The sequence below is a fragment of the Sphingomonas sp. SP4 genome, assembly GCF_058313375.1.
In genome coordinates, this window is record NZ_JBZFLE010000002.1 from 1,065,563 (window position 1) to 1,085,479 (window position 19,917).

Here is a 19,917-nt window from a genome sequence, read left to right on the forward strand (position 1 = left end):
CTTGATGGAAGTTAATCAGAATCTATCGATGTTGCACTGCAGCATTCGCCAGTGCGCCCGATTGACCCGACGAACGCCTCGTGGAAGGAGGCGACCCCTCACAGGAGAAACCCTTGGCCACCACGATTGAGGAACTGGAAAAGCGTCGCGAGCTCGCTCGGCTCGGTGGCGGCGAGAAGCGAATCGAGGCGCAGCATGCCAAGGGAAGACTGACCGCTCGAGAGCGTCTGTCGGTGCTGCTCGATCCGGGCAGCTTCGAAGAATATGACATGTTCGTCGAGCATAACGCGACCGACTTCGGGATGGACAAGCAGAAGATCCCCGGGGACGGCGTGGTCACCGGTACCGGCACGATCAACGGCCGCCTGGTCTGCGTCTTCGCTCAGGACTTCACCGTGTTCGGCGGATCGCTCAGCGAGCGCCACGCCCAGAAGATCTGCAAGATCATGGACATGGCGATGAAGGTCGGCGCGCCGGTCATCGGCCTCAACGACAGCGGCGGCGCACGCATCCAGGAGGGCGTTGCAAGCCTCGCCGGCTATGCCGAAGTGTTCCAGCGCAACGTGCTCGCCAGCGGCGTCATCCCGCAGATCAGCCTGATCATGGGGCCGTGCGCCGGCGGCGCGGTCTATTCGCCGGCGATGACCGACTTCATCTTCATGGTGAAGGATTCGAGCTACATGTTCGTGACCGGCCCGGACGTGGTGAAGACCGTCACCAACGAGGTCGTGACGCAGGAAGAGCTGGGCGGTGCGGTCACGCACACGACCAAGTCGGGTGTCGCCGACGTGGCGTTCGAGAACGACATCGACGCTCTGCTGGCGACCCGCGAGTTCTTCGACTTCCTCCCGCTCAGCAACAGACACGACGATCCCGAGCGGCCGTGCGAGGACCCAATCGACCGGGTCGAGGAAAGCCTAGACACGCTCGTCCCGCCGAGCGCGACGACGCCGTACGACATGCACGAACTGATCCGGAAGGTCGCCGACGAAGGCGACTTCTTCGAGATCCAGCCGGCGCATGCGGCGAACATCCTCGTCGGTTTCATCCGGATCGAGGGACGTACGGTCGGCGTCGTCGCCAACCAGCCGATGGTGCTGGCCGGCGTGCTCGACATCAATTCATCGAAGAAGGCGGCTCGGTTCGTGCGGTTCTGCGACGCGTTCGACATTCCGATCGTAACCTTCGTCGACGTTCCCGGCTTCCTCCCAGGCGTCGGGCAGGAGCATCACGGCATCATCAAGCACGGGGCGAAACTGCTCTTCGCTTATGCCGAAGCGACGGTGCCGAAGATCACTGTGATCACGCGCAAGGCGTACGGCGGCGCCTATGACGTCATGGCCTCCAAGCATCTGCGCGGCGATTTGAACTACGCCTGGCCGACCGCGGAGATCGCCGTGATGGGCGCCAAGGGTGCGGTCGAGATCATCTTCCGCAAGGACATCGGCGATCCCGAGAAGATCGCCGAGCGCACGCGCGAGTATGAAGAGCGCTTCGCCAACCCGTTCGTGGCTGCGAGCAAGGGCTTCATCGACGAGGTGATCATGCCCCACTCGACCCGGCGGCGTGTGGCGATGGGTCTACGGAAGCTGCGGAACAAGCAGCTCGAGAATCCGTGGAAGAAACACGACAACATCCCGCTGTGACCAAGCTCCCATTAGGCTGGCAACTCTATCTCCTTGGATCCGCAGCGATGTTTCCGCCGTATTTCCTTTGGGCATTCAATTCGGGAAGGTTGCAAGAAGACTTCTTCGCGGAACTGATCGCCTTGCTCATCATCTCGCTAACAACTGGATTGTTAGCGTTTGCGATCTCGCAACCGACCTATCGGAAAGTGAGAGCAGGCGCCGTCTCCATCAATCAAGCCCGACTGGCAGTCGTCTGGCCAGCGCTCGTTCTCTTCGCTCTGGCGATCGTGAGTTATCTGTTCGGAGTCTGACATGAGCACCTACACCGCCACCGTCCGTTGGAGCCGCAAAGGCGACGAAGGTTTCGGCAACGGGCAGTACAGCCGCGCCCACGAATGGGTGTTCGATGGCGGTGCGGTCGTTCCTGCAAGCGCTAGCCCGCACATTGTCCCCGCGCCTTGGTCCGACGAGCATGGCGTGGACCCCGAGGAGGCGTTCATTGCATCGCTTTCCTCTTGCCACATGCTCTTCTTCCTCGACTTCGCGCGGCGCGCAGGGTTCGTGGTCGAGAATTATGTCGATGAGGCCGAAGGCGTGCTAGACAAGCGCCCTGACGGGAAGATGGCGATGACCCGAGTGACGCTCTGGCCGCACGTCACCTGGGCCGGCGACCCGCCCGACGAGGCGACCCTCGCCGACCTCCACCACCGCGCGCACGAGGCCTGTTTCATCGCCAATTCGGTGACGACCGAAGTGAAGGTCGAGCATTAATCCTGTCCTACGACGCGCCACATATGCCAGGCTGCGCAACTGGCTCTTTGCAACTGTTCGAAAACCCACCCGCTCCCGCTAAAGTCACGGCAAAAGCGCTGCTGTCCGTGACGATAGTGACCGTAAGCACCTAAGCGAGAGAGAGAATATGAAACTCGGCCGCCTCAACCACGTCGGCGTGGCAACCCCCTCGATCGAGCAGAGCCTCGACCTCTACCGCAGGATGTTCGGCGCGGAGCCGCATGGGCCTGCTTTCGACCTCCCCGCGCAAGGTGTGCGTGTCTGCTTTGTGGACACGCCCAACAGCCAGATCGAGCTTATCGAGCCGCTCGGGGAAGCCTCGCCCATCGTGAAGTTCCTTGAGAAGAACCCACTGGGCGGCCAGCATCACGTCTGTTTCGAGGTTCCTGAAATCCACGCGGCAAAGGCAGAGTTCGAAGCCAAGGGCGCCCGAGTTCTAGGCGAACCGCGCATCGGTGCTCACGGCACGTTGGTTTTCTTCGTCCATCCCAAGGACATGGGCGGCGTGCTGACGGAGATCATGGAGACGCCGAAAGGCCACTAGATGCGCTTAAGCGTCGTCGGCTCTCACACCAGCCGCGAAAGCAGCAGCTCGAATACGGCCGGGTGAATTGGTCGATCGAAGTGCAGGCCCGCTGAGCGGTCGTCGACCCAGCTGACGGTCGCGCCGAGCGGCTCCAGGCCGGGGAGGCGCGTGATGACGTGGTCGTTTAGGTCGACCATGTCGATCAGCTCGATCTGGCAGCCGGCCAGCGAAAGATCGCGCAGATGGACCTGGAAACCGAAGCTGCCGAGCCGGCGGACGAGAATCTCCCCGCTCACCGCATTGCGCGCGGTACGGCGTCTGCCTTCCGCTTGGTCGACCCAATCGCAGCCCTTGCCGCAGATCGCGTCCGCGAGCGGCGGCGGTGGAGGCGGGAGACTGACGAGCTCGCGCTCGGCCGCCTCGGCGCGCACCGTGGCAAGGGTCGATCGGGCCGAGTTGGCCCGCTCTCGAACGCGCTGGAGGCGCTCTCGCAGTAGGCGATTTCTCAGGCGCATTGGCTCACGGCCTTCGCGACGCGGGCGTCGATGGTTGCAGCCATAGGCGATTCGAGGCGGAGCTCTCGAACCTGGCCACGGTCAGACACGGCGAGGAAGTAGGTGCCGGCCGACGTCTTCGCTCCAGCGTTGGAGAAGGTGCCCCCGTCGGCCTTCGGGACATACGCCCAGGCCTGTGCAGCGCGGTCCTGCGCATCGACGAAGCATCCGCCGAACTGCGCAACGGACTTCTCCGTGCTGATCGTCACACCGTGGGTCGCCGCGCTCGTCGCGACGGGTGCGGCCGCCGTGGCGATCACGCTGATGAGAGTGATGATGCTGACCTGGTTCATGCAAGCCTCTGTCATTGCGCACCGGCGATACGCACTGGCCGGCTTCGATGTGCCTCTTCGTCTGCTCCCCGACAGTCACCCGCAACGGCTTCGAATCCGCCTGACCCAAAACGGGTCGGTCGCGGCACGGCTGTTGAAGAAAACGGCCGCTTTGGCGATGCAGGCGATGCCGAAGTCACGTGGCTTCCGCCTGTAGCGCGTCAGGAGCGACGGGAACCTCAATGAGCGCACATGCGCAGATGAAAATGGACTCCACCATCCGGCATCTTCGCCGGAGGCGGCAAGCCATTGTCCGGCGCAAGCGCCGCCAACGCTTGATGGCGACCGTGGGCGCGTTCTCGTTCGCTCTCGCGACTGCAGTTGGCGTCGCCGGCTTTACCGGGACCAACCTGACCGATGCTGCAGCAGCGAGCGCTGCAAGCTTCATGGACATGATGGATCAGCGTTCCCCGGGTGCCCGCACCGAGGCGCAGCTGACCAAGAGTGTGCACCGCGTTCTTGCGGAGCGCGGTCCCGCCACACCGCCCGCAGTGCCCGCCAATCTTGCCGAGCTGATTGCGCCGTCGGCATCGGCCATTGTGCCAGTCGACATTGCGCCGCCGCCTCAGGTCGCTTTTCTCCAGCCGCCGCTTCCGGGCGGTGTCCTCGTCGGTCCGCCGGGTGGCGGATCGAAGGTACCCCCAGGCGGAGGCGGTGGTTGTTGCGGAGGGGGCGACACTCCGCCGGGCCAAACCGTGCCTGAAATTCCACCGCCTCCGCCACCGGTTCCAGAGCCGGGAACGTGGATGACGATGCTGATGGGTTTCGGCGCGATCGGCTTCGCGATGCGTCGGGGGCGCACTCCGGCTCCGCTCGGTCAGGCCGCCTAGCTCAACTTGATTTTATGATGGTGCCGCCGGCCAAAGTCGGGGGCATTCTCTATGCGTGGCCCTTGTCGCCGACAATCATGACTTCGTCGCCGGTCTTCACCGCGTTGAACAGCTTGGCGGCAAAGGCGGTCGGGACACCGACGCAGCCATGGCTGGCGAATCCCCAGCGAACGTTGCTGCCGTGGATCGACACGCCGTCGTTCCGCAGGCGCAAGGTGTAGGGCATCGGCGCATTGTCATAGGTCGCCGACTTGTGATCCTTGAACTTGGCGAGGATCGGGAACTTGCCCGTGGGCGTCGGATAACCATCGGTGCCGTAGAGGATGACTGCCGTGCCAATCTCATGGCCCGAGCGGAACACTGAGATTAGCTGCGACTTGAGATCAACGCGAACCCAGGTCGGTCCGGCGGGTACACCTGCGTCGTTCCAGCGATAGTCGCCGTAGCTCATCCGGCCTGGAACGTTGAGGATGCTCTTGATCGGCCGATCGACCAGGCCGGCTGCATAAGCTTCTCGGAGCGCTGCCCGCGTGATCATGATGCGGCCCGGCATCGCTAGCGCAGTCGCATGAGCGGCCGGAGCCGCGACATGGCTCGTGCGATCGTCATGACCTGAGAAAAGCGCCGCAGCAGCAGCGCTCCCCAGTGCGAAGCCGGTCATGGCGATCTGGAGCTTCATTGCCCCTGCGTGTGCGCGAATTCGAGGCCGATGCGGTCGGCCTTCAGCCACACCACGTTGCATTCGACGACACAATCGTCCGCCGAGAGCTCGACGCGATCCCATAGCGACGGCACGAATGGCCCCCGGATCATGGCTCCACTGCCGGACACATTGAGCAGCTCGATGTTGTGCGAAGCGCCCTTCCAACTCGCCTGCGCGGGCTCGGGGAACATCGGCTCGCGATCCTCGAGACGCGTATTGCCGCGACGGCCGCTTGAGCGAGCCACGGAGATGGAAAGCAGGTCGTCAGCCTTGCTGCCCTGCGGGTTCTTGTACTGAACAAGCGGAGATTCCGCGGAGGGCGTGACGCCGTAGATCTCAGTACGAATATTCATCTTGAAGCACTCCCAATGTCGTGCATCCGACGTATGCGATCCGAAGATGCGCCGAAATCGGGCAAGAAGCGCCTGTCCCAGAACAGGATGGTTTGCGGCATTGTGGAGCTGTTCAGCCAATGGCCGCCCGTTGATCCTCATTGCGGCGCCGAAGGGCGAAGCCAGCGAGACCGAAGCCCATGATCATCATTGCCCAACTAGCTGGTTCCGGAACGGCAGGAGTCGTGGAGGGAGGCGTGTCGGGCGGTGTCGACGGCGGGCCACCTGGGCCACCTGGAATACCCGGCCCGCCAGGCGTTCCGGGCGGCGGCGACACGAAGATCCCTCCGCCGGGCGGCGTGTAGAAGGCCGGAAGTGCCGACGCCTGTGCCAGCACTGGCGCCGCGGGTGCGAGCAGCGGCGGCTGAGGCTGCAGCGCCTCGGCCAAGATTGCGGCGGGCGGGCGGTAGGGTGCCAGCGCGGGAATGTCTGGAAGCGCACGCTCCGCCAACACGGCATAATGCTTGTGCTTGATCTTGTTGAGATGTGCTTCGGTCCGTTCGCCAGGTGAGCGCTGGCGCATCAAGTCGATGAAGCTCTGCGCCTTGGCAGCGGCAGCACTGACGAGATCGACGCCACTCAAGCTTGCGACGGATAAGACGGCTGCGACGGCGAGGGACAATGCCCCGCCGCCGGCAATGATCAGCCGCTGCCGCTTCCGGCTTTGCCGGCGGCCCCTCTTGCTAATTTTACGCGCGAACGCCTCGTTCATCCCTGTTTCGAGCGCCTTTCCCCGGACGCCTGGAGTGCCAATATGACACAAAATCTACGATTAACCACCGATTAGGTTTCCGCAAGCGCTTGGAATCGTAAACGAAGATTGTTGGGGATAACCCTCGGAGCTTCGATCACTGTGCCGGGATGCGACATGTACGCCGTTGTAGTTGCGCCGTTTTGCAATTGATGACAGTTAACGTTCTGTTTACGGACTTCCCGTCCGCAAAAGTTTCGGATATTGTTCCAGTATGAGACATTTGATGCGCATTGCACTGATCGGTCTCGCAGCTTCGGCCGCGGTCCCTGTCGTGGGCGCTGCGCCTCAGATCTCGTTGAGCACCGCGAAGGGCGTTGCGCCATTTGCACAGTGCTTCGCTGCCGAGCAGGACCGGGCCGGTCGTGCATGGGCGTTCGTTCCGAAGGAAGATGGCGGCGGGACCTTCTCCAACGTCGGCGCCACCGGCGTTCGCCAGCCTTACTTCATCGATGTCGCGGACCGCGGTTCCTCGCGGGAAATCCGCCTCGCCGGTGCAGATCGGTTGCTGGTTCGCGCCGTTCAGCGCTGCGCCTGAGCGCAGCACCTCCATTGATCGAAAATTGCGGCGCTTGCGCCTAGAGCCGTTGCGCGCGCCCTGATCGCCGTTAAGCTTTCCGCCGTATCGATCAGAGTTTCACCGGAGATTCCGAAACCATGCGTTATTTGAGCCGCGTCGGCCTGCTCGCTGCAGCAACGGCGCTCAGTGTTCCCGTATTCGCCGCCGACGCGCCGAAGACGGTGCCCATCTCGACGCTGGTCAACCAGGTCTCCATTCCGCACAGCACGTTCAAGCTGAAGAACGGCCTGACGGTCATCGTCCACGAAGACCACAAGGCGCCGATCGTGGCGGTCAGCGTCTGGTACAATGTCGGTTCGAAGGACGAGCCCAAGGGCAAGACCGGCTTCGCACACCTGTTCGAGCATCTGATGTTCAACGGGTCGGAGAACCTGCCAGGCGACTATTTCAACTACCTCCAGCAGGTCGGCGCCACCGATTATAACGGCACGACGTCGCAGGACCGGACGAACTATTTCGAGACGGTTCCGGCAGGAGCGCTGGACCGGGCGCTGTTCATGGAGAGCGACCGCATGGGTCACTTGCTCGGCGCGGTCACGCAGGGCGTGCTCGATAACCAGCGCAGCGTCGTCCAGAACGAAAAGCGAGAGAACGACAGCCGCCCCGGCGGACTTGCCCAATATGCTTTGCTGGGCAATCTCTTCCCGCCGGGTCATCCCTACCACCACACGACGATCGGCTCGATGGCCGATCTCGACGCTGCGAGCCTGGCCGACGTGAAGAACTGGTTTCGCGATCGCTATGGGCCGAACAATGCGGTGCTGGTCATTGCGGGGGATGTCACCGCTGCTCAGGCGAAGCCGCTGGTAGAGAGGTATTTCGGATCGATCCCGGCCGGACCGGTCAACCACCCTGCGATGGCGACCGTGCCGCGCCTGGCGAAGGCCAAGACCGTTGAGCTGAAGGACGCGGTCGCGACCACGATCATTCAGCGCTACTGGGCGGTTCCCGGGCTGCTCGACAAGCAGCTCGCTGCGCTCGACATCGGCGGATCGGTGCTCGGCGGACTCGCTAGCTCGCGGCTCGATAAGATCATGGTCCGCGATGAAAAGGTCGCTCTTGCCGTGAGTGCGGGGCTGACGCCGTTGCATCGCGCCGGCATCTTCAGCGTCTCCGCCTACGTGAAGCCCGGCGTCGATCCGGCGCTCGTGTCAAAGCGGCTCGACCAAATCCTGGCCGATTATATCGCGAAGGGTCCGACCGCAGACGAGGTCGAGCGCGCGGTAATGAGCGAAGTGTCGGGGCAGATCCGCGGGCTGGAAAAGGTCGGGGGGTTCGGCGGGAAGGCGGACTCGCTCGCCGAAGGCCAGACCTACGCGCACGACAGCGACTTCTACAAAAAGACGCTTGCGACCTATGCGAAGATCACGCCTGCGGCGGTGCGAGCCGCGATGCAGCAGTGGCTGCGCGGACCGGCGCTGACCATTGTTCTCTCTCCCGGCGAGCGTGAAGCCTACACTGAATCCAAGGCCGTCACACCGCCTAAGTCCGCCAAGGACCAGGGAGCTGTGAAGGGCAATCGTCCAATCCCGCCGGTTGGGCAGTTGGCCTCGCTGCAGTTCCCGCAGATTTTCCGCACCAAGCTGTCGAACGGCATTCCCGTAACCTATGCTCAGCGTACCGCAGTTCCGGTCACTCAGGTCGCGCTATCATTCGACGCTGGCACCGCTGCAGACAGCCCGGAGGCGCGGGGCCTCGCCGACATGACGATGGGCCTGCTCGACGAAGGAACGGCCAAGCTCACCTCGCAGGAAATCGCCGAGACGGAAGAGCGGCTCGGAGCGGACGTCAGTACGCAGAACGGCGGCGACCGCTCCTACATTATGCTCAATTCGCTGTCGCCGAACCTGGCGCCTTCGCTCGACCTGATGAGCGATGTCACCAAGGATGCTGCGTTCCGGCCCGACGACATCGAGCGGTTCCGCTCACAGCTGCTCACGGCCATTGCGCAGCAGCAGAAGGACCCGACACGCGTCGCGAGCCGCGTCCTTCCTTCGGTCCTATATGGCGCGAACCATCCCTACGGCGGTCCGCCCGCCGGCGATCCGAAGGCGATCGCCAAGTTCAACCGCGATGACTTCATTGCCTTCCGCGAGCGCTGGATTCGGCCGGATGACGCGAAGATTTTCGTCGTTTCAGATCGCCCGCTCGCAGAGATCCAACCGTTGCTCGAAGCGCGCTTTGGTCAGTGGTCTGCACCGACGGCGGCGAAGGGCGTGAAGAATTTCCCGGCCCTGCCGCCGCGTCCGACGTCGCCTAAGATCCTGATCGTGAACCGGCCAGGGGCCCCACAGTCGACGATCATCGGCGGGCAATTGCTGCCGATCGATCCACGCGGGGACATCGTACCGTTCGACACGGGGAACGACGTACTCGGTGGGACCTTCCTTTCGCGCCTGAACATGGACCTGCGTGAAACCAAGGGCTGGTCGTACGGAATCAGCGGCGACAGCTCGGTAGTCGAGCATGCAGTGCCGTACATGGTATCGGCCGGCGTGCAGGCTGACCGGACTGGAGACTCGCTCGCCGCGATCAATCAGGACATCAATGAGTTCCTGACGACCAAAGGCGTGACTGCGGAAGAACGGGATCGCGCCGTCGCTAATAACGTCAACGGCCTCCCTGGTAGGTTCGAGACGTCGTCGACCCTGTTGAGCGCGCTGATGATCATGGATGTGCTCAAGCGCCCCGACGATTATTATGTGACGCTGCCTGCGCGCTATCAGGCGCAGACGCCCGCCACGCTCGACAAAGCCGTGCGTGGAGCCCTCGATCCGAACGGCTTCACCTGGATCGTCGTCGGCGATGCCGCCAAAGTCCGCCCGCAGCTCGAAAAGCTAGGCATGCCGATCGAGGTTGTCGAAGCGCCCTAAGTCGTCTGCGTTGGCGTTGGCGAAAATCTAAAGTCGGTTAAACGACTCTGTAACGCCTGGGCTGCTCTAAACTGCGGGTGACTCGCGCATCCGCAACAGTATCGGACCATCGGAAGGGCGGGCGATCCAACGTCTTCCTGACCGCAACGCTGGACACGGGCAAGGGTGTGACCGCAGTCCGGATCCGCAATATCTCCGCGAGCGGAGCGTTGCTGGACGGGAACTCTATTCCTCCCGTCGGTACGCGGGTCAGCCTGAAACGCGGCAAGCTCATCGCAGTGGGTCAACTCGCCTGGCAGGGGCGCGGGCAGTGCGGCGTCAATTTTGACCGTGAGATCGATGTAACCAATTGGGTCCAGCGCGTCGGCCATAGCGGCCAGCAGCGCGTCGACGGGGTTGTCGCTGCGATCCGTAACAGCGGGAAGGTGCCGACCAAGCTGCAGGCTAGCAGCTCGGTCGAATCACTGCCGGCAATCAGTGCAGCGCTCGACCAGGTCTGCGAAATGCTCGTGAACGCACCGGGCATCTCGGTCGAACTCGGTGAGGAATTGCTCAAGCTGGATACGATCGCGCAGTCGCTACGTCGTCTTGCGACCGGACGGCCCTATTAAAATCTGTTGTTCTGCCGTGTCCCAGCGGTGAACCTTCCTGTGCCCCGACCAAAGCTCCATTGGATTCAAGGCGCGCTCCCGCTCAGCTAATGCGATCGCGCTGGCATCGTCGTCGGCGGAAAATTCGCGGAAGCTTTCGACCTCGTTCCTCGGGCCGTGAAGCACGTACAGCCGATAATATACCATAGGTCAGCCCCTTCGAGCCTATGGTCCCACGCAGCTCTTAACCTATTGAAAGTTTGGCGGAGCAGCCATCCGGACAAGGACCCAGAACGAAGTCGGGGGAAACGGCCGTAAGCGTCTTGAGTCGGGACGGATTGTGCCCCGGTGAGACAGAATGCTAGCGCTGCACCCGAGTGACGTGACCCATCTTTCGGCCGGGGCGCGATTCGCCTTTGCCGTAGAGGTGCAGATGAACGCCCGGCTCAGCCACTAGCTGCGGCCAGGCGTCGATGTCGTCGCCGATGAGGTTGTCCATGGTCGCGCCGGCGGAGACCAGCTCGGTTGAACCGGGCGGCAAATCGCAGATCGCGCGGATATGCTGCTCGAATTGGGACGTGACCGCGCCTTCGATCGTCCAGTGCCCGCTGTTGTGAACGCGCGGGGCGATCTCATTGATGATCGGCCCGTCCTCGCTCGCGAAGAATTCGACGGTCAGCACGCCGACGTGGCCGAGCGCCTCGGCAATGCGCAGCGCGGCTTCGCGAGCCTCGGTGACCTGGAGCGCCACCTCGTCGCTGCAGGGTACTGTCGACCGGCGAAGGATGCCGTCGCGATGGAGGTTCTCCGGCGAGTCCCAGAAGGTGTGCCGGCCGTCCGCCCAGCGCGCGACGATGACGGAGAATTCAGCGAAGAAGTCGATCCCCGATTCAGCGACGGCCGCTTCGTGGCCGATCGCCTCCCAAGCCGCATCGGCGTCTTCGGGTCCGCGGATCCAGGCTTGGCCCTTGCCGTCATAGCCATAGCGCCGCGTCTTGAGCACGACCGGGCAACCGAGCTGCTCGACAGCGTTGATCACGCCATCCAGGTCGTCGACCGATCGCCACGGTGCAACGCGCCCGCCGCAATCCTCGATAAATTGCTTTTCGACCGCCCGGTCCTGCGCAACGGCGAGAGAGCGCGTGGTCGGATGAAGCTTGTCGCCGAGTGCTTTTAGCGGCTCGACGGGTAAGTTCTCGAATTCGTAGGTTGCGACATCTACGACCTTTCCGAACACCTCCAGGGCGGCCGTGTCCCCGTAGTCCGAGCGGGTGAACGATGCCGCCACGTCCGCTGCGCAAGTATGCTCATGCGGGTCGAAGATGTGGCATTTGTAGCCGAGTTGCGCCGCGGCGATGCTCAACATGCGGCCGAGCTGGCCGCCTCCTACGATTCCGATCACGCTACCTGGTGGGATGGTCATTCGGGTTTTTCAGCCACCGATCCCGTTTGCTTCTCGCGCCATGCTTCGACCCGAGCGGCGAGCCCGTCGTCCGAGGTTGCCAGCATGGCTGCGGCAAGCAGTGCAGCATTGATCGCGCCAGCCTTGCCGATGGCGAGCGTGCCGACCGGAATTCCAGCCGGCATTTGTACGATCGACAGCAGGCTATCCATGCCCTTGAGCGCCTGGCTTTCGACCGGAACACCGAGAACCGGAAGCGATGTCATCGAGGCCGTCATGCCGGGAAGGTGCGCGGCACCGCCTGCGCCGGCGATCACGACCTTGAGGCCGCGCTCTTTGGCCGAATGCGCATAATCGTAGAGCCGCTGCGGCGTCCGGTGCGCGGACACGACACGGCTTTCGTGCGCAATCCCGAGCTGTTCGAGCGTGTCCGCGGCGTGACGCATCGTCTCCCAATCGGAGCTGCTGCCCATGATGATGCCGACTTGCGGCTCCGTCATCGTCCCGCCTTGAAACAGTGAAACAGTGGAGGCTCGTTTAGGGGGCGGATTCGGCGTAGGCAACGCCACTCGGATCGGCTGAGTCCCGCAACCTTGACCGCATCCGTAAAGCCACTGGATTTTCAAGGTCTTGGAATCGCGCTATGTCATCAGTCCGTACAGGGGGCAGGCTCGGGGGCAATGTCTGAGCAAGTGAGCGAAGACGAGGACGTACAGCGGCTCGTTGCAGAGATAGGTCGGCTTCGCGCTCAAGTTGCGCAGTTGCAGCAACGCGTCGAGCAACTCGACCACCTCGCGCATCAGGATAGCTTGATCGATTTGCCGAACAGGCGCGGTTTTCTGCGCGAGCTGGAACGGCTTATCGCGCGCGTCAGCCGTTACGACACCAAGGCCGCAATGCTCTTCGTGGACGTCGATGGCCTCAAGGCAATCAACGATTCGTTCGGCCATCTGGCTGGTGACGAAGCGTTGATCCAGGTAGCTGGCTTGCTGGCGCGCGGCGTTCGCAAGAGCGACGTGGTCGCGCGAATCGGCGGCGACGAATTTGGGATCCTGCTGGAGAGTGCCACCGAGGCCGTGGCTCATGAGACGGCAGGCCGCCTGATCGACCAGATCGCCTGCTGCGAATTCGTCCATGACGGCGACGAGTTGCCGCTGAGCGTGGCAATCGGTGTCGGCGTGATCGAAGCGAGCGATACCGTCGAGACCGTCATGGCGCGCGCCGACGAGGAAATGTACCGGCGGAAAGCGGCCGCTTAAGCCTCGTCGAGGTAGTAGCGTTTCAGCACCGACACATCGTCGGCCAGCTCATAGACGATCGGCTTACCCGTCGGGATTTCGAGACCGACGATCTCATCATCGCTGATGTTCGATAGATATTTGATGATGCCGCGCAAAGAATTGCCGTGCGCAGCAACGAGCACACGTTTGCCCTCCCGCAAGGCGGGAACGATCGCTTCCTCGTAATAAGGAAGTGCTCGCGCGATCGTGTCCTTAAGGCTTTCGGTTCGGGGCACATTTATGCCGGTGTAACGGCGGTCGCCGCTCACGTTGTAGGGGCTGTCCTCGTCCAGCGGTGGCGGCGGAATGTCGTAGGAGCGGCGCCAGATCTTGACCTGCTCGGCCCCGACCTTGTCGATCATCTCCTGTTTATTGAGACCCGTCAGCCCGCCATAGTGACGTTCGTTAAGCCGCCAGTCCTTGGAGGTTGGCAGCCACAGCTGGTCCATCTCGTGCAGTGCGAGATGCAAAGTGCGGATGGCTCGGGTGAGGACGCTGGTGAAGCAGACATCGAAGTTCAGCCCCTTCTCGCACATCAGCTTGCCGGCTGCGCGCGCTTCCTGGATTCCCTGTTCGCTAAGATCGACGTCCCACCAGCCGGTAAAACGATTTTCCAGATTCCACTGCGACTGTCCGTGTCGCAGCAGCACGAGCGTCGGCATCAGGCTTCGACCTTCTCTCGCTTGGCAGAGGCGCGTTCAGCCGCCGCCTTTTTGAGTTCCGGAAGGACACCGTTCAGCGCGTCCAGGCAGGCGTAAGCCAAGTACTTCGAACGCTGTGGAGACCAGCCGTAGACTTCGTCGGGCAGGTTGAAATTGTCCTTGAACGGCATCTCGAGCGTCATCGACACGCAACCGTAGCGCTCGGCCAGCTGGGTCGTGGACATGGACATGTTCGCCTGGCCGGGCGCCGGAATCTCATAGCCCTGCTCGCGCTGGAAATCGGGCGAAATTCGCTCAAGCGTTTCGCCGAACAAATTGAACAGATTCTGCTGGCGGTCAGTGAGCGAAGGAATTCCTTCGAAGCCGGCAAGGAAGTTGGCTGGAATGGCTTCGTCGCCGTGCACGTCCATCGCGAAGTCGACGCCGGTCTCGTCCATGGCGTTGCGAACGCAAAGGACTTCGGGACTCTTTTCGGCCGACGGAGCGTGCCACTCACGGTTGAGGTTTACGCCGACGGCGTTGGTGCGGAGGTGCCCGCGACGTGATCCGTCGGGGTTCATGTTCGGAACGACGTTGAAAGTGCATTCGGCACGAAGCACACGAGCGACGGGATCGTCCTCGTCCGTGAGCTTTTCGAGCGCGCCTTCCATCCACCATTCGGCCATGCTCTCGCCGGGATGCTGGCGCGCATAGAGCCAGACGCTGAGCGGGCCATCGCCAATGGTCAGGCAATCGATGTCCTGGCCGTCGAGGCTCTTGCCGAGCGAACGATATTCGACGCCCGGGATGGTTGCGGTTTGCGTCACGAGGTCGTGGTGTCGCTCCATTGAATAAGGGGCGAAATACGCAATCCACACGACGTCCTGCGGTGGGGTCAGCTTCATCGTCAGGACGCCGTCCGAATAGCTCGTGTCGCTGATGCGCACCCACTCCTCGCGGTCGAGACTCATCACGCCTTTGTAATCGGGCCAGCCGTTCGGATAGGCCGAGCCTGCGCAATTGGTAATGCGCAAGGTCACCTCGCGTCCGGCACCTCCGGCGACGCGGAAGTAGAACCACTGGTAGAAGTCGCTCATGTGATCCTTCACGATCTCAAGGTCGACGCGATCGTCGTCGTGCTTGACGACGCGGATGTTGCCGGCGTCGAACGAGTTCGAAATCGTGAGGGTCATGCGCTGTTACTCGGTGATGATGAAGTTCGCGGCGGCTGATAGTGCGACGGTGCGGATGAGGCAAACCGAGGGCCTCAGCCCATGGCACTGGCGCGTTCGTCGCGCGTTCGCTAGCGCCGACCTATGAGTAAAGTCCCAGTCCTCGTCACCGGCGGAGCCGGATATATCGGTAGCCACGCCATGCTTGCGCTCAAGGACGCGGGGTGGAGCGTTTCGGTGATCGACGATCTGTCGACCGGTTCACGCAGCGCGGTGCCGGACGATGTGCCTTTCTACGAAGGATCAATCGCAGACCGCGCGTTGGTTCAGCGAATTTTCGCCGAGCAGGGCATTCAGGCGATCATGCACTTCGCGGGGTCGATCGTGGTCCCGGAATCGGTCGAGAAGCCGCTCGCTTACTATGGGAACAACACGGTCGCGACGCATGCTCTTCTGAGCACGGCGGTCGAGAGTGGGCTGAAGCACATCCTCTTTTCGTCGACCGCAGCGGTCTACGGCGCACCTGAGACGTCGATGGTGCGTGAGGAGGACCCGAAGGAGCCGATCAACCCGTACGGCGCTTCAAAGCTGATGACCGAGTGGATGCTGCGAGATGCATCGGCCGCACATCCATTCAACTATGGCGCCCTGCGCTACTTCAACGTCGCGGGTGCCGATCCGCAGCTGCGCACGGGCCAGCAAGGCAAGGGTTCGACGCATCTCATCAAGGTGGCAGTCGAGGCGGCGGTCGGCCTCCGCGATCACATCTCAGTCTTTGGTACCGATTACGACACGCCGGACGGCACATGCGTCCGCGATTATATCCACGTGACCGATCTCGCCGCTGCGCATGTCGCGGCGCTCGAGTGGCTGATCGAAAATCCGGGTGAGAACCTCGTGGTCAATTGCGGCTACGGGCGCGGCCTGTCGGTGCTCGAGGTGCTTGATGCGGTCGACCGGCTGACCAACTTGCCGATCAAGCGAGTAATGGAGGGGCGGCGCGCGGGCGATCCGCCGGCGCTCGTTTCGGCCAACAAGCGTATCCTCGAGACGATCGAATGGAAGCCTCGCTACCAGGAAATCGACAAGATTGTCGGCGACGCACTCGCGTGGGAGCGGAAGCTCCAGGATCGCCGGAGTTCAGCCGCTTAGTCGTTCCTTTACCGCGCCCCGCCTAATCTCAGCGGATGTTGCGGGCCTATCTGATCATCGTGCTCGTGATCGGCGTCACCGCGTCGATGCTGACCGGTGTCGGGTCGCCGCCGAAAGCTGTCGGGCCTCAGCAAACGCATATCGTCGGTCAAGCGAGCGCCGAGGCCGAAACTGGGCCCACGCAGATGATCGCAAACGTCGATGGTGCGATCCAGCTCCAGCGAGAGCAGAACGGCCATTTCTATGCTGACGTCGATATCAACGGGACGCCGATCCGCATGCTGATCGACACGGGCGCGACGGGGATTGCGCTGTCGCGCGACGACGCGCGTCGGGCCGGAATCGCGACGTCGATCGGCATGCCAAATGTCGTGGGGCAGGGCGCCGACGGAAGCGTTCACGGGGAGTTCGTGACCATCGACAAGATCTCGTTGGGAGAAAAGAGCGTCGACAATATGCCGGCGATGGTCCTGAACGGCGGACAGCAGTCGCTCCTGGGGCAGACGTTTCTGACGAAATTCGCCTCCGTGGAGATCCACGGCGATAAGATGACACTGCGCTAGGAGCGCGAGTCGGCTTTTCGGACGAGGAGGGACGTTGGCTTGCCCAGGTGGTCGGCAATTGCATCGACGCACCCCTGATATTCGGCTCGGCGATCTGCCATGGCCGCGAAGTCAGGGTTTTCGCGAACGGGATATCCGCATTGCTCGATTCGAAGCGCTGCCTCCCGCAGATCATCTTCCAGAGGAGCCTGATCCTCACGATCCAATGAGATGACCATGGCCAGTTCTCGCGCCATGCGGCTGCCCTCCTCGCGCAGGAGCAGTGCGCGGCCGTACAGCTCGCGTTCGTCGATGAGCATCTCGAAGAGCAGCCCGAGATCGAGCAGCGCGCCGAGCGCCGCGGGCCAACCGGCGCCGGTTCCGACCGACTGGAAGTAGATAAGCGACGGATGCGTCGAGTGGCTTTGCCGGACGGTCGCGCACCAGTTGCGGCCTTCCTCCAACACCTCGCTGAACGCCTGCCGGTTATGGATCGCGGCGAAGCGTTCGAGTAGCGAAAGCGCCGACGGTGGATCGCCCGCTGAGGTGTTGAGCTTGATGATGCCAGTGTCTCTCCGAGCGATGCTGCTCTGCACTTCGAGCAGGTAAGTCACCGCCATGGTCATCACAGCTAGGCCGCAGAAGCCGGCGCCCAGAACCACCCACCGCGCATTGCCTTCAGGGTTGGTGTGACTGAGACCGACCGTCACGAGTGAGCTTCCGCACAGATAAACCGCATCGCCGAAGCCGCGGAGGTCCGGGGCGAAATCGCCGCGCAAGGCATAGGCCATCAGTCCGAAGCCGAGCGCGAGCATGCTCATCCAGATGATGAAGCAAGACACCAGGACGAACGGCGCGAACGTCGTGGAGAGGCCGCGCCTGCGCCCACGCACTGCTTTCCACACCGGAAGGAGGACGAAGACCAAGCGGTGAGCTACCCTCAAGGATGCTCGGCTGCCGCCCGGCACCACCACGGTGTCGAACACGTCTCGCAACGTCATTCCGGCGAGGATGATGCCGGCCACGAAAAAGATGACGTTCAGCGCCATTGGCGGCACAAACGGCGGTCTCGCGGAATCGGGTGCAAACGGCGACGGCAAACGTTAACGGCCGCTCCTTGACTTGGAGCGATACCCCTTCTAGGGGAGCCGCCGGTCCTCGGACCTTTCCAACAACTTAGTAACGAGACACGAGCAGGCGCCCGGCCATGAAGATTCGCAATTCGCTAAAATCGCTGAAGTCGCGCCACCGGGACTGCCGAGTCATCCGTCGTCGCGGCCGTACGTACGTCATCAACAAGACGAACCGTCGGTTCAAGGCGCGCCAGGGCTAACAGCCCGTCGGCCTTCGCCCCATTGCGATTCGGGGCGAGACTTACGACATATCCTGCCGAAGAAGCCCGTTTAGGGTAGCGAACGCTTGTCAGCGCGCGTTAACGCACTGGCAGATAGAGGGCGCGCAAGGAGTGTTGTGAAGATGCGTATCGGCAAGTCCCTGCTGGTGCTTGGCGGCGTTGCCATGATGGCGACGGCCGGTCTCACGACGCCTGCCTTCGCGCAGCAGTCTCAGCAGACGCCGCGCAATTTCAACTGGGAAATCCGGGACGGGAAGCGCGTGCCCAAGTCGGGCAACCGCGTGACCAAGCCCGACGGCAGCTGGCGCGAAGAGCAGCGTCAGGGCAATTGCGTCACCGTCAAGGAGCGGTCGGCGTCCGGCGAGTATAAGGAAACTCGCCAGTGCAACCCGAACGGGTGACGCTTAGCGGCGCTTAGGCCGCCATCCCATTCACGAAGGCTTTGGCCGTCGACTTGAAGTTGGCGATCTGATCGCTGAAGCGGTTGAAGCCCTGTTCCACCTGATCGATGTCCTTGGCGACATTTTCGGTGTCGGTGCGGATCGCGGCAATGGTCGAGCTCATCGAATCGGCGGCTAGCGCGGTTTCGTCCACGGCGGCAGTGATCATCGTCACGGTCTGGGCCTGTAGCTCCATCGCCTGGCGAATGCGGTCCGCGGAAGTTTGCACTTCCTCGACGGTTCCCTGGATGGAGCTGTTAGCGTCCACCGTCTGGCGGGTGGCCTGCTGGATCGCGGTGATCTTGGCCGTGATGTCGTCGGTCGCGCGAGCGGTCTGCGACGCGAGGCTCTTCACTTCCTGAGCAACGACGGCAAAGCCGCGTCCGGCATCGCCCGCACGTGCCGCCTCGATAGTGGCGTTGAGCGCCAGGAGATTGGTCTGGCCAGCGATGTCGCGGATCAGGCTCAGGATTGATTCGATCGCTTCGACGTGGGACGAAAGCGCCTTGCTGACCTTCACCGCCTGGCTGGCCTGGTCGCCCGCGCGGGTAGCGACGCCAGCGGCGACTTCCACCTCCGTACGCGCATCCTCGATCGCGCGGATGAGGCCGGCGGCCGTCTGGGCGGCTTCGCGCATGGCGACGGCCGACTGCTCGGCGGCAGCAGCGACTTCGCTGGTTTTGCCGAGCATGCCCCGCGCCGACGTGGCAGTCGAACGGGTGCGGTCGGTCAAGGACTTGGACTGCTCGGTGCTTGCGATGACCAACTCGGCCACGCGGCGTTCGAACTGCTCGCTTTCGCGGCCGCGAATGTCGGCGGCTTCGATCGCCTCGAGCAAGGCGACCTGCGCAAGGATGATGTCGGTTTCAAACGTGCTGAGCCGCACGAAGGCGCTGACGCAGCCGGAGAGAAGCGCCGGATCGCTGGTGAAGCTCTGCGCGATCTTGCCGACGATACGGCTGGCGGTCTGGGTGCGTGCGGCAATGTAGGCGGGCACGGAGGTCTTGTTGCGATAGATTTCGCGACCGTACTCGGCGACTCCCTGAACCCACGCCGCATCGACCTTGTTCGAATGCGTTTCGAGATAGCGCTTCGCCCGCTCCGGCCCGAACTGGCTCAGTACTTCGGCGGCGATGATGTCGGCGCAATTGTCGCGCAGCAGCACGATGTCGCGGTCGAGAGAACCGTCGGGGTTGTAGGCGGCAAGCCGCGCCTTCACCTGTTCGTCGGTCAGTCGCTGCAGCGGTCCAGTCGCGCCACTCATCAGTCCGGTCTCCACATTCTCGGCAATCTTGTTGCCCGGCTGTTTGGCGCAGAATGGTTAAGGGTGGGTTAGGCGGGGTCGCGAATCTTGCTTAGCTCAAGCGCGCGTCTTAAGCGGGC

General features: G+C 62.8%; 25 protein-coding genes. 14 read left to right on the forward strand and 11 right to left on the reverse strand.

Going from position 1 to position 19,917, the window contains the following annotated elements:
- The first annotated feature begins 113 nt into the window (after positions 1 to 113).
- From AC4GYV_RS14760 to mce, 4 genes are all read left to right on the forward strand, one after another.
- Entirely contained in the window at positions 114 to 1,646 is a 1,533-nt protein-coding gene (locus tag AC4GYV_RS14760) for an acyl-CoA carboxylase subunit beta (RefSeq protein ID WP_491101455.1), read from the forward strand.
- The gene (locus AC4GYV_RS14765; RefSeq protein ID WP_491101456.1) at positions 1,643 to 1,939 is read left to right on the forward strand and encodes a hypothetical protein; all 297 of its coding nucleotides are present in this window, start codon (positions 1,643 to 1,645) and stop codon (positions 1,937 to 1,939) included. The genes AC4GYV_RS14760 and AC4GYV_RS14765 overlap by 4 nt, the downstream gene beginning before the upstream one ends.
- 1 nt (position 1,940) lies before the next feature.
- Complete coding sequence (locus tag AC4GYV_RS14770; RefSeq protein ID WP_491101457.1) at positions 1,941 to 2,399, forward strand: OsmC family protein; 459 nt, start codon at positions 1,941 to 1,943, stop codon at positions 2,397 to 2,399.
- 148 nt (positions 2,400 to 2,547) lie between these two features.
- A complete protein-coding gene (gene mce / locus AC4GYV_RS14775; protein ID WP_491101458.1) occupies positions 2,548 to 2,964 on the forward strand; it encodes a methylmalonyl-CoA epimerase in 417 nt (138 codons plus the stop codon).
- A gap of 23 nt (positions 2,965 to 2,987) precedes the next feature.
- Here the strand turns inward: mce and AC4GYV_RS14780 are convergent, their stop codons facing one another.
- Positions 2,988 to 3,461: a PilZ domain-containing protein gene (locus tag AC4GYV_RS14780; protein WP_491101459.1), complete on the reverse strand. Its 474-nt coding sequence runs from the start codon at positions 3,459 to 3,461 to the stop codon at positions 2,988 to 2,990.
- A complete protein-coding gene (locus tag AC4GYV_RS14785) occupies positions 3,452 to 3,793 on the reverse strand; it encodes a hypothetical protein (RefSeq protein ID WP_491101460.1) in 342 nt (113 codons plus the stop codon). The genes AC4GYV_RS14780 and AC4GYV_RS14785 overlap by 10 nt, the downstream gene beginning before the upstream one ends.
- On the opposite strand from AC4GYV_RS14785, the gene AC4GYV_RS14790 reads away from it, so the two are divergent.
- Complete coding sequence (locus AC4GYV_RS14790) at positions 3,777 to 3,989, forward strand: hypothetical protein (RefSeq protein WP_491101461.1); 213 nt, start codon at positions 3,777 to 3,779, stop codon at positions 3,987 to 3,989. The two genes, AC4GYV_RS14785 and AC4GYV_RS14790, sit on opposite strands and share 17 nt — an antisense overlap.
- A gap of 25 nt (positions 3,990 to 4,014) precedes the next feature.
- On the forward strand, positions 4,015 to 4,662 hold the full coding sequence (locus tag AC4GYV_RS14795; RefSeq protein WP_491101462.1) for a PEPxxWA-CTERM sorting domain-containing protein: 648 nt from the start codon (positions 4,015 to 4,017) through the stop codon (positions 4,660 to 4,662).
- A gap of 49 nt (positions 4,663 to 4,711) precedes the next feature.
- Here AC4GYV_RS14795 and AC4GYV_RS14800 read toward each other — a convergent pair whose 3' ends face one another.
- From AC4GYV_RS14800 to AC4GYV_RS14810, 3 genes are all read right to left on the reverse strand, one after another.
- Positions 4,712 to 5,341 carry a L,D-transpeptidase family protein gene (locus tag AC4GYV_RS14800; protein WP_491101463.1) on the reverse strand — a complete coding sequence of 210 codons (630 nt, stop codon included), beginning with the start codon at positions 5,339 to 5,341 and terminating at the stop codon, positions 4,712 to 4,714.
- A complete protein-coding gene (locus AC4GYV_RS14805) occupies positions 5,338 to 5,718 on the reverse strand; it encodes a PilZ domain-containing protein (RefSeq protein ID WP_491101464.1) in 381 nt (126 codons plus the stop codon). Before AC4GYV_RS14805 ends, AC4GYV_RS14800 begins: the two co-directional genes overlap by 4 nt.
- Positions 5,719 to 5,830: 112 nt before the next feature.
- A complete protein-coding gene (locus AC4GYV_RS14810) occupies positions 5,831 to 6,469 on the reverse strand; it encodes a PEPxxWA-CTERM sorting domain-containing protein (RefSeq protein ID WP_491101465.1) in 639 nt (212 codons plus the stop codon).
- A gap of 265 nt (positions 6,470 to 6,734) precedes the next feature.
- On the opposite strand from AC4GYV_RS14810, the gene AC4GYV_RS14815 reads away from it, so the two are divergent.
- From AC4GYV_RS14815 to AC4GYV_RS14825, 3 genes are all read left to right on the forward strand, one after another.
- Positions 6,735 to 7,046 (forward strand): hypothetical protein, encoded by a 312-nt coding sequence (locus AC4GYV_RS14815; RefSeq protein WP_491101466.1) that lies wholly within the window; start codon positions 6,735 to 6,737, stop codon positions 7,044 to 7,046.
- 119 nt (positions 7,047 to 7,165) lie between these two features.
- A complete protein-coding gene (locus AC4GYV_RS14820) occupies positions 7,166 to 9,961 on the forward strand; it encodes a M16 family metallopeptidase (protein ID WP_491101467.1) in 2,796 nt (931 codons plus the stop codon).
- A gap of 77 nt (positions 9,962 to 10,038) precedes the next feature.
- Positions 10,039 to 10,572, forward strand: coding sequence for a PilZ domain-containing protein (locus tag AC4GYV_RS14825; protein WP_491101468.1), 534 nt, complete (start codon positions 10,039 to 10,041; stop codon positions 10,570 to 10,572).
- A gap of 340 nt (positions 10,573 to 10,912) precedes the next feature.
- On the opposite strand, the gene AC4GYV_RS14830 is transcribed toward AC4GYV_RS14825, so the two are convergent.
- Entirely contained in the window at positions 10,913 to 11,953 is a 1,041-nt protein-coding gene (locus AC4GYV_RS14830) for a 5-(carboxyamino)imidazole ribonucleotide synthase (RefSeq protein WP_491101469.1), read from the reverse strand.
- A 17-nt stretch (positions 11,954 to 11,970) separates the two neighbouring features.
- Positions 11,971 to 12,453 (reverse strand): 5-(carboxyamino)imidazole ribonucleotide mutase, encoded by a 483-nt coding sequence (purE, locus tag AC4GYV_RS14835; protein WP_491101470.1) that lies wholly within the window; start codon positions 12,451 to 12,453, stop codon positions 11,971 to 11,973.
- Positions 12,454 to 12,633: 180 nt separating this feature from the next.
- On the opposite strand from purE, the gene AC4GYV_RS14840 reads away from it, so the two are divergent.
- A complete protein-coding gene (locus tag AC4GYV_RS14840) occupies positions 12,634 to 13,212 on the forward strand; it encodes a GGDEF domain-containing protein (RefSeq protein ID WP_491101471.1) in 579 nt (192 codons plus the stop codon).
- Here the strand turns inward: AC4GYV_RS14840 and gpmA are convergent.
- Both gpmA and AC4GYV_RS14850 read right to left on the reverse strand, forming a co-directional pair.
- Positions 13,209 to 13,895 (reverse strand): 2,3-diphosphoglycerate-dependent phosphoglycerate mutase, encoded by a 687-nt coding sequence (gpmA, locus tag AC4GYV_RS14845; protein ID WP_491101472.1) that lies wholly within the window; start codon positions 13,893 to 13,895, stop codon positions 13,209 to 13,211. The genes AC4GYV_RS14840 and gpmA overlap by 4 nt on opposite strands.
- The gene (locus tag AC4GYV_RS14850; protein WP_491101473.1) at positions 13,895 to 15,067 is read right to left on the reverse strand and encodes a M14 family metallopeptidase; all 1,173 of its coding nucleotides are present in this window, start codon (positions 15,065 to 15,067) and stop codon (positions 13,895 to 13,897) included. The genes gpmA and AC4GYV_RS14850 overlap by 1 nt, the downstream gene beginning before the upstream one ends.
- A 123-nt stretch (positions 15,068 to 15,190) precedes the next feature.
- Between AC4GYV_RS14850 and galE the strand changes: the two genes are divergently transcribed.
- Positions 15,191 to 16,198, forward strand: a complete 1,008-nt coding sequence (gene galE, locus AC4GYV_RS14855; RefSeq protein ID WP_491101474.1) for a UDP-glucose 4-epimerase GalE — start codon at positions 15,191 to 15,193, stop codon at positions 16,196 to 16,198.
- A 35-nt stretch (positions 16,199 to 16,233) separates the two neighbouring features.
- Positions 16,234 to 16,761 carry a retropepsin-like aspartic protease family protein gene (locus AC4GYV_RS14860; protein WP_491101475.1) on the forward strand — a complete coding sequence of 176 codons (528 nt, stop codon included), beginning with the start codon at positions 16,234 to 16,236 and terminating at the stop codon, positions 16,759 to 16,761.
- On the opposite strand, the gene AC4GYV_RS14865 is transcribed toward AC4GYV_RS14860, so the two are convergent.
- A complete protein-coding gene (locus tag AC4GYV_RS14865; protein ID WP_491101476.1) occupies positions 16,758 to 17,789 on the reverse strand; it encodes an ion channel in 1,032 nt (343 codons plus the stop codon). The two genes, AC4GYV_RS14860 and AC4GYV_RS14865, sit on opposite strands and share 4 nt — an antisense overlap.
- A gap of 158 nt (positions 17,790 to 17,947) precedes the next feature.
- Between AC4GYV_RS14865 and ykgO the strand changes: the two genes are divergently transcribed.
- Together ykgO and AC4GYV_RS14875 are read left to right on the forward strand one after the other, a co-directional pair.
- Entirely contained in the window at positions 17,948 to 18,073 is a 126-nt protein-coding gene (gene ykgO, locus AC4GYV_RS14870; RefSeq protein WP_006833921.1) for a type B 50S ribosomal protein L36, read from the forward strand.
- A gap of 143 nt (positions 18,074 to 18,216) precedes the next feature.
- The gene (locus tag AC4GYV_RS14875; RefSeq protein WP_491101477.1) at positions 18,217 to 18,495 is read left to right on the forward strand and encodes a hypothetical protein; all 279 of its coding nucleotides are present in this window, start codon (positions 18,217 to 18,219) and stop codon (positions 18,493 to 18,495) included.
- Positions 18,496 to 18,508: 13 nt separating this feature from the next.
- Here AC4GYV_RS14875 and AC4GYV_RS14880 read toward each other — a convergent pair whose 3' ends face one another.
- The gene (locus AC4GYV_RS14880; RefSeq protein WP_491101478.1) at positions 18,509 to 19,798 is read right to left on the reverse strand and encodes a methyl-accepting chemotaxis protein; all 1,290 of its coding nucleotides are present in this window, start codon (positions 19,796 to 19,798) and stop codon (positions 18,509 to 18,511) included.
- Positions 19,799 to 19,917: the final 119 nt, after the last annotated feature.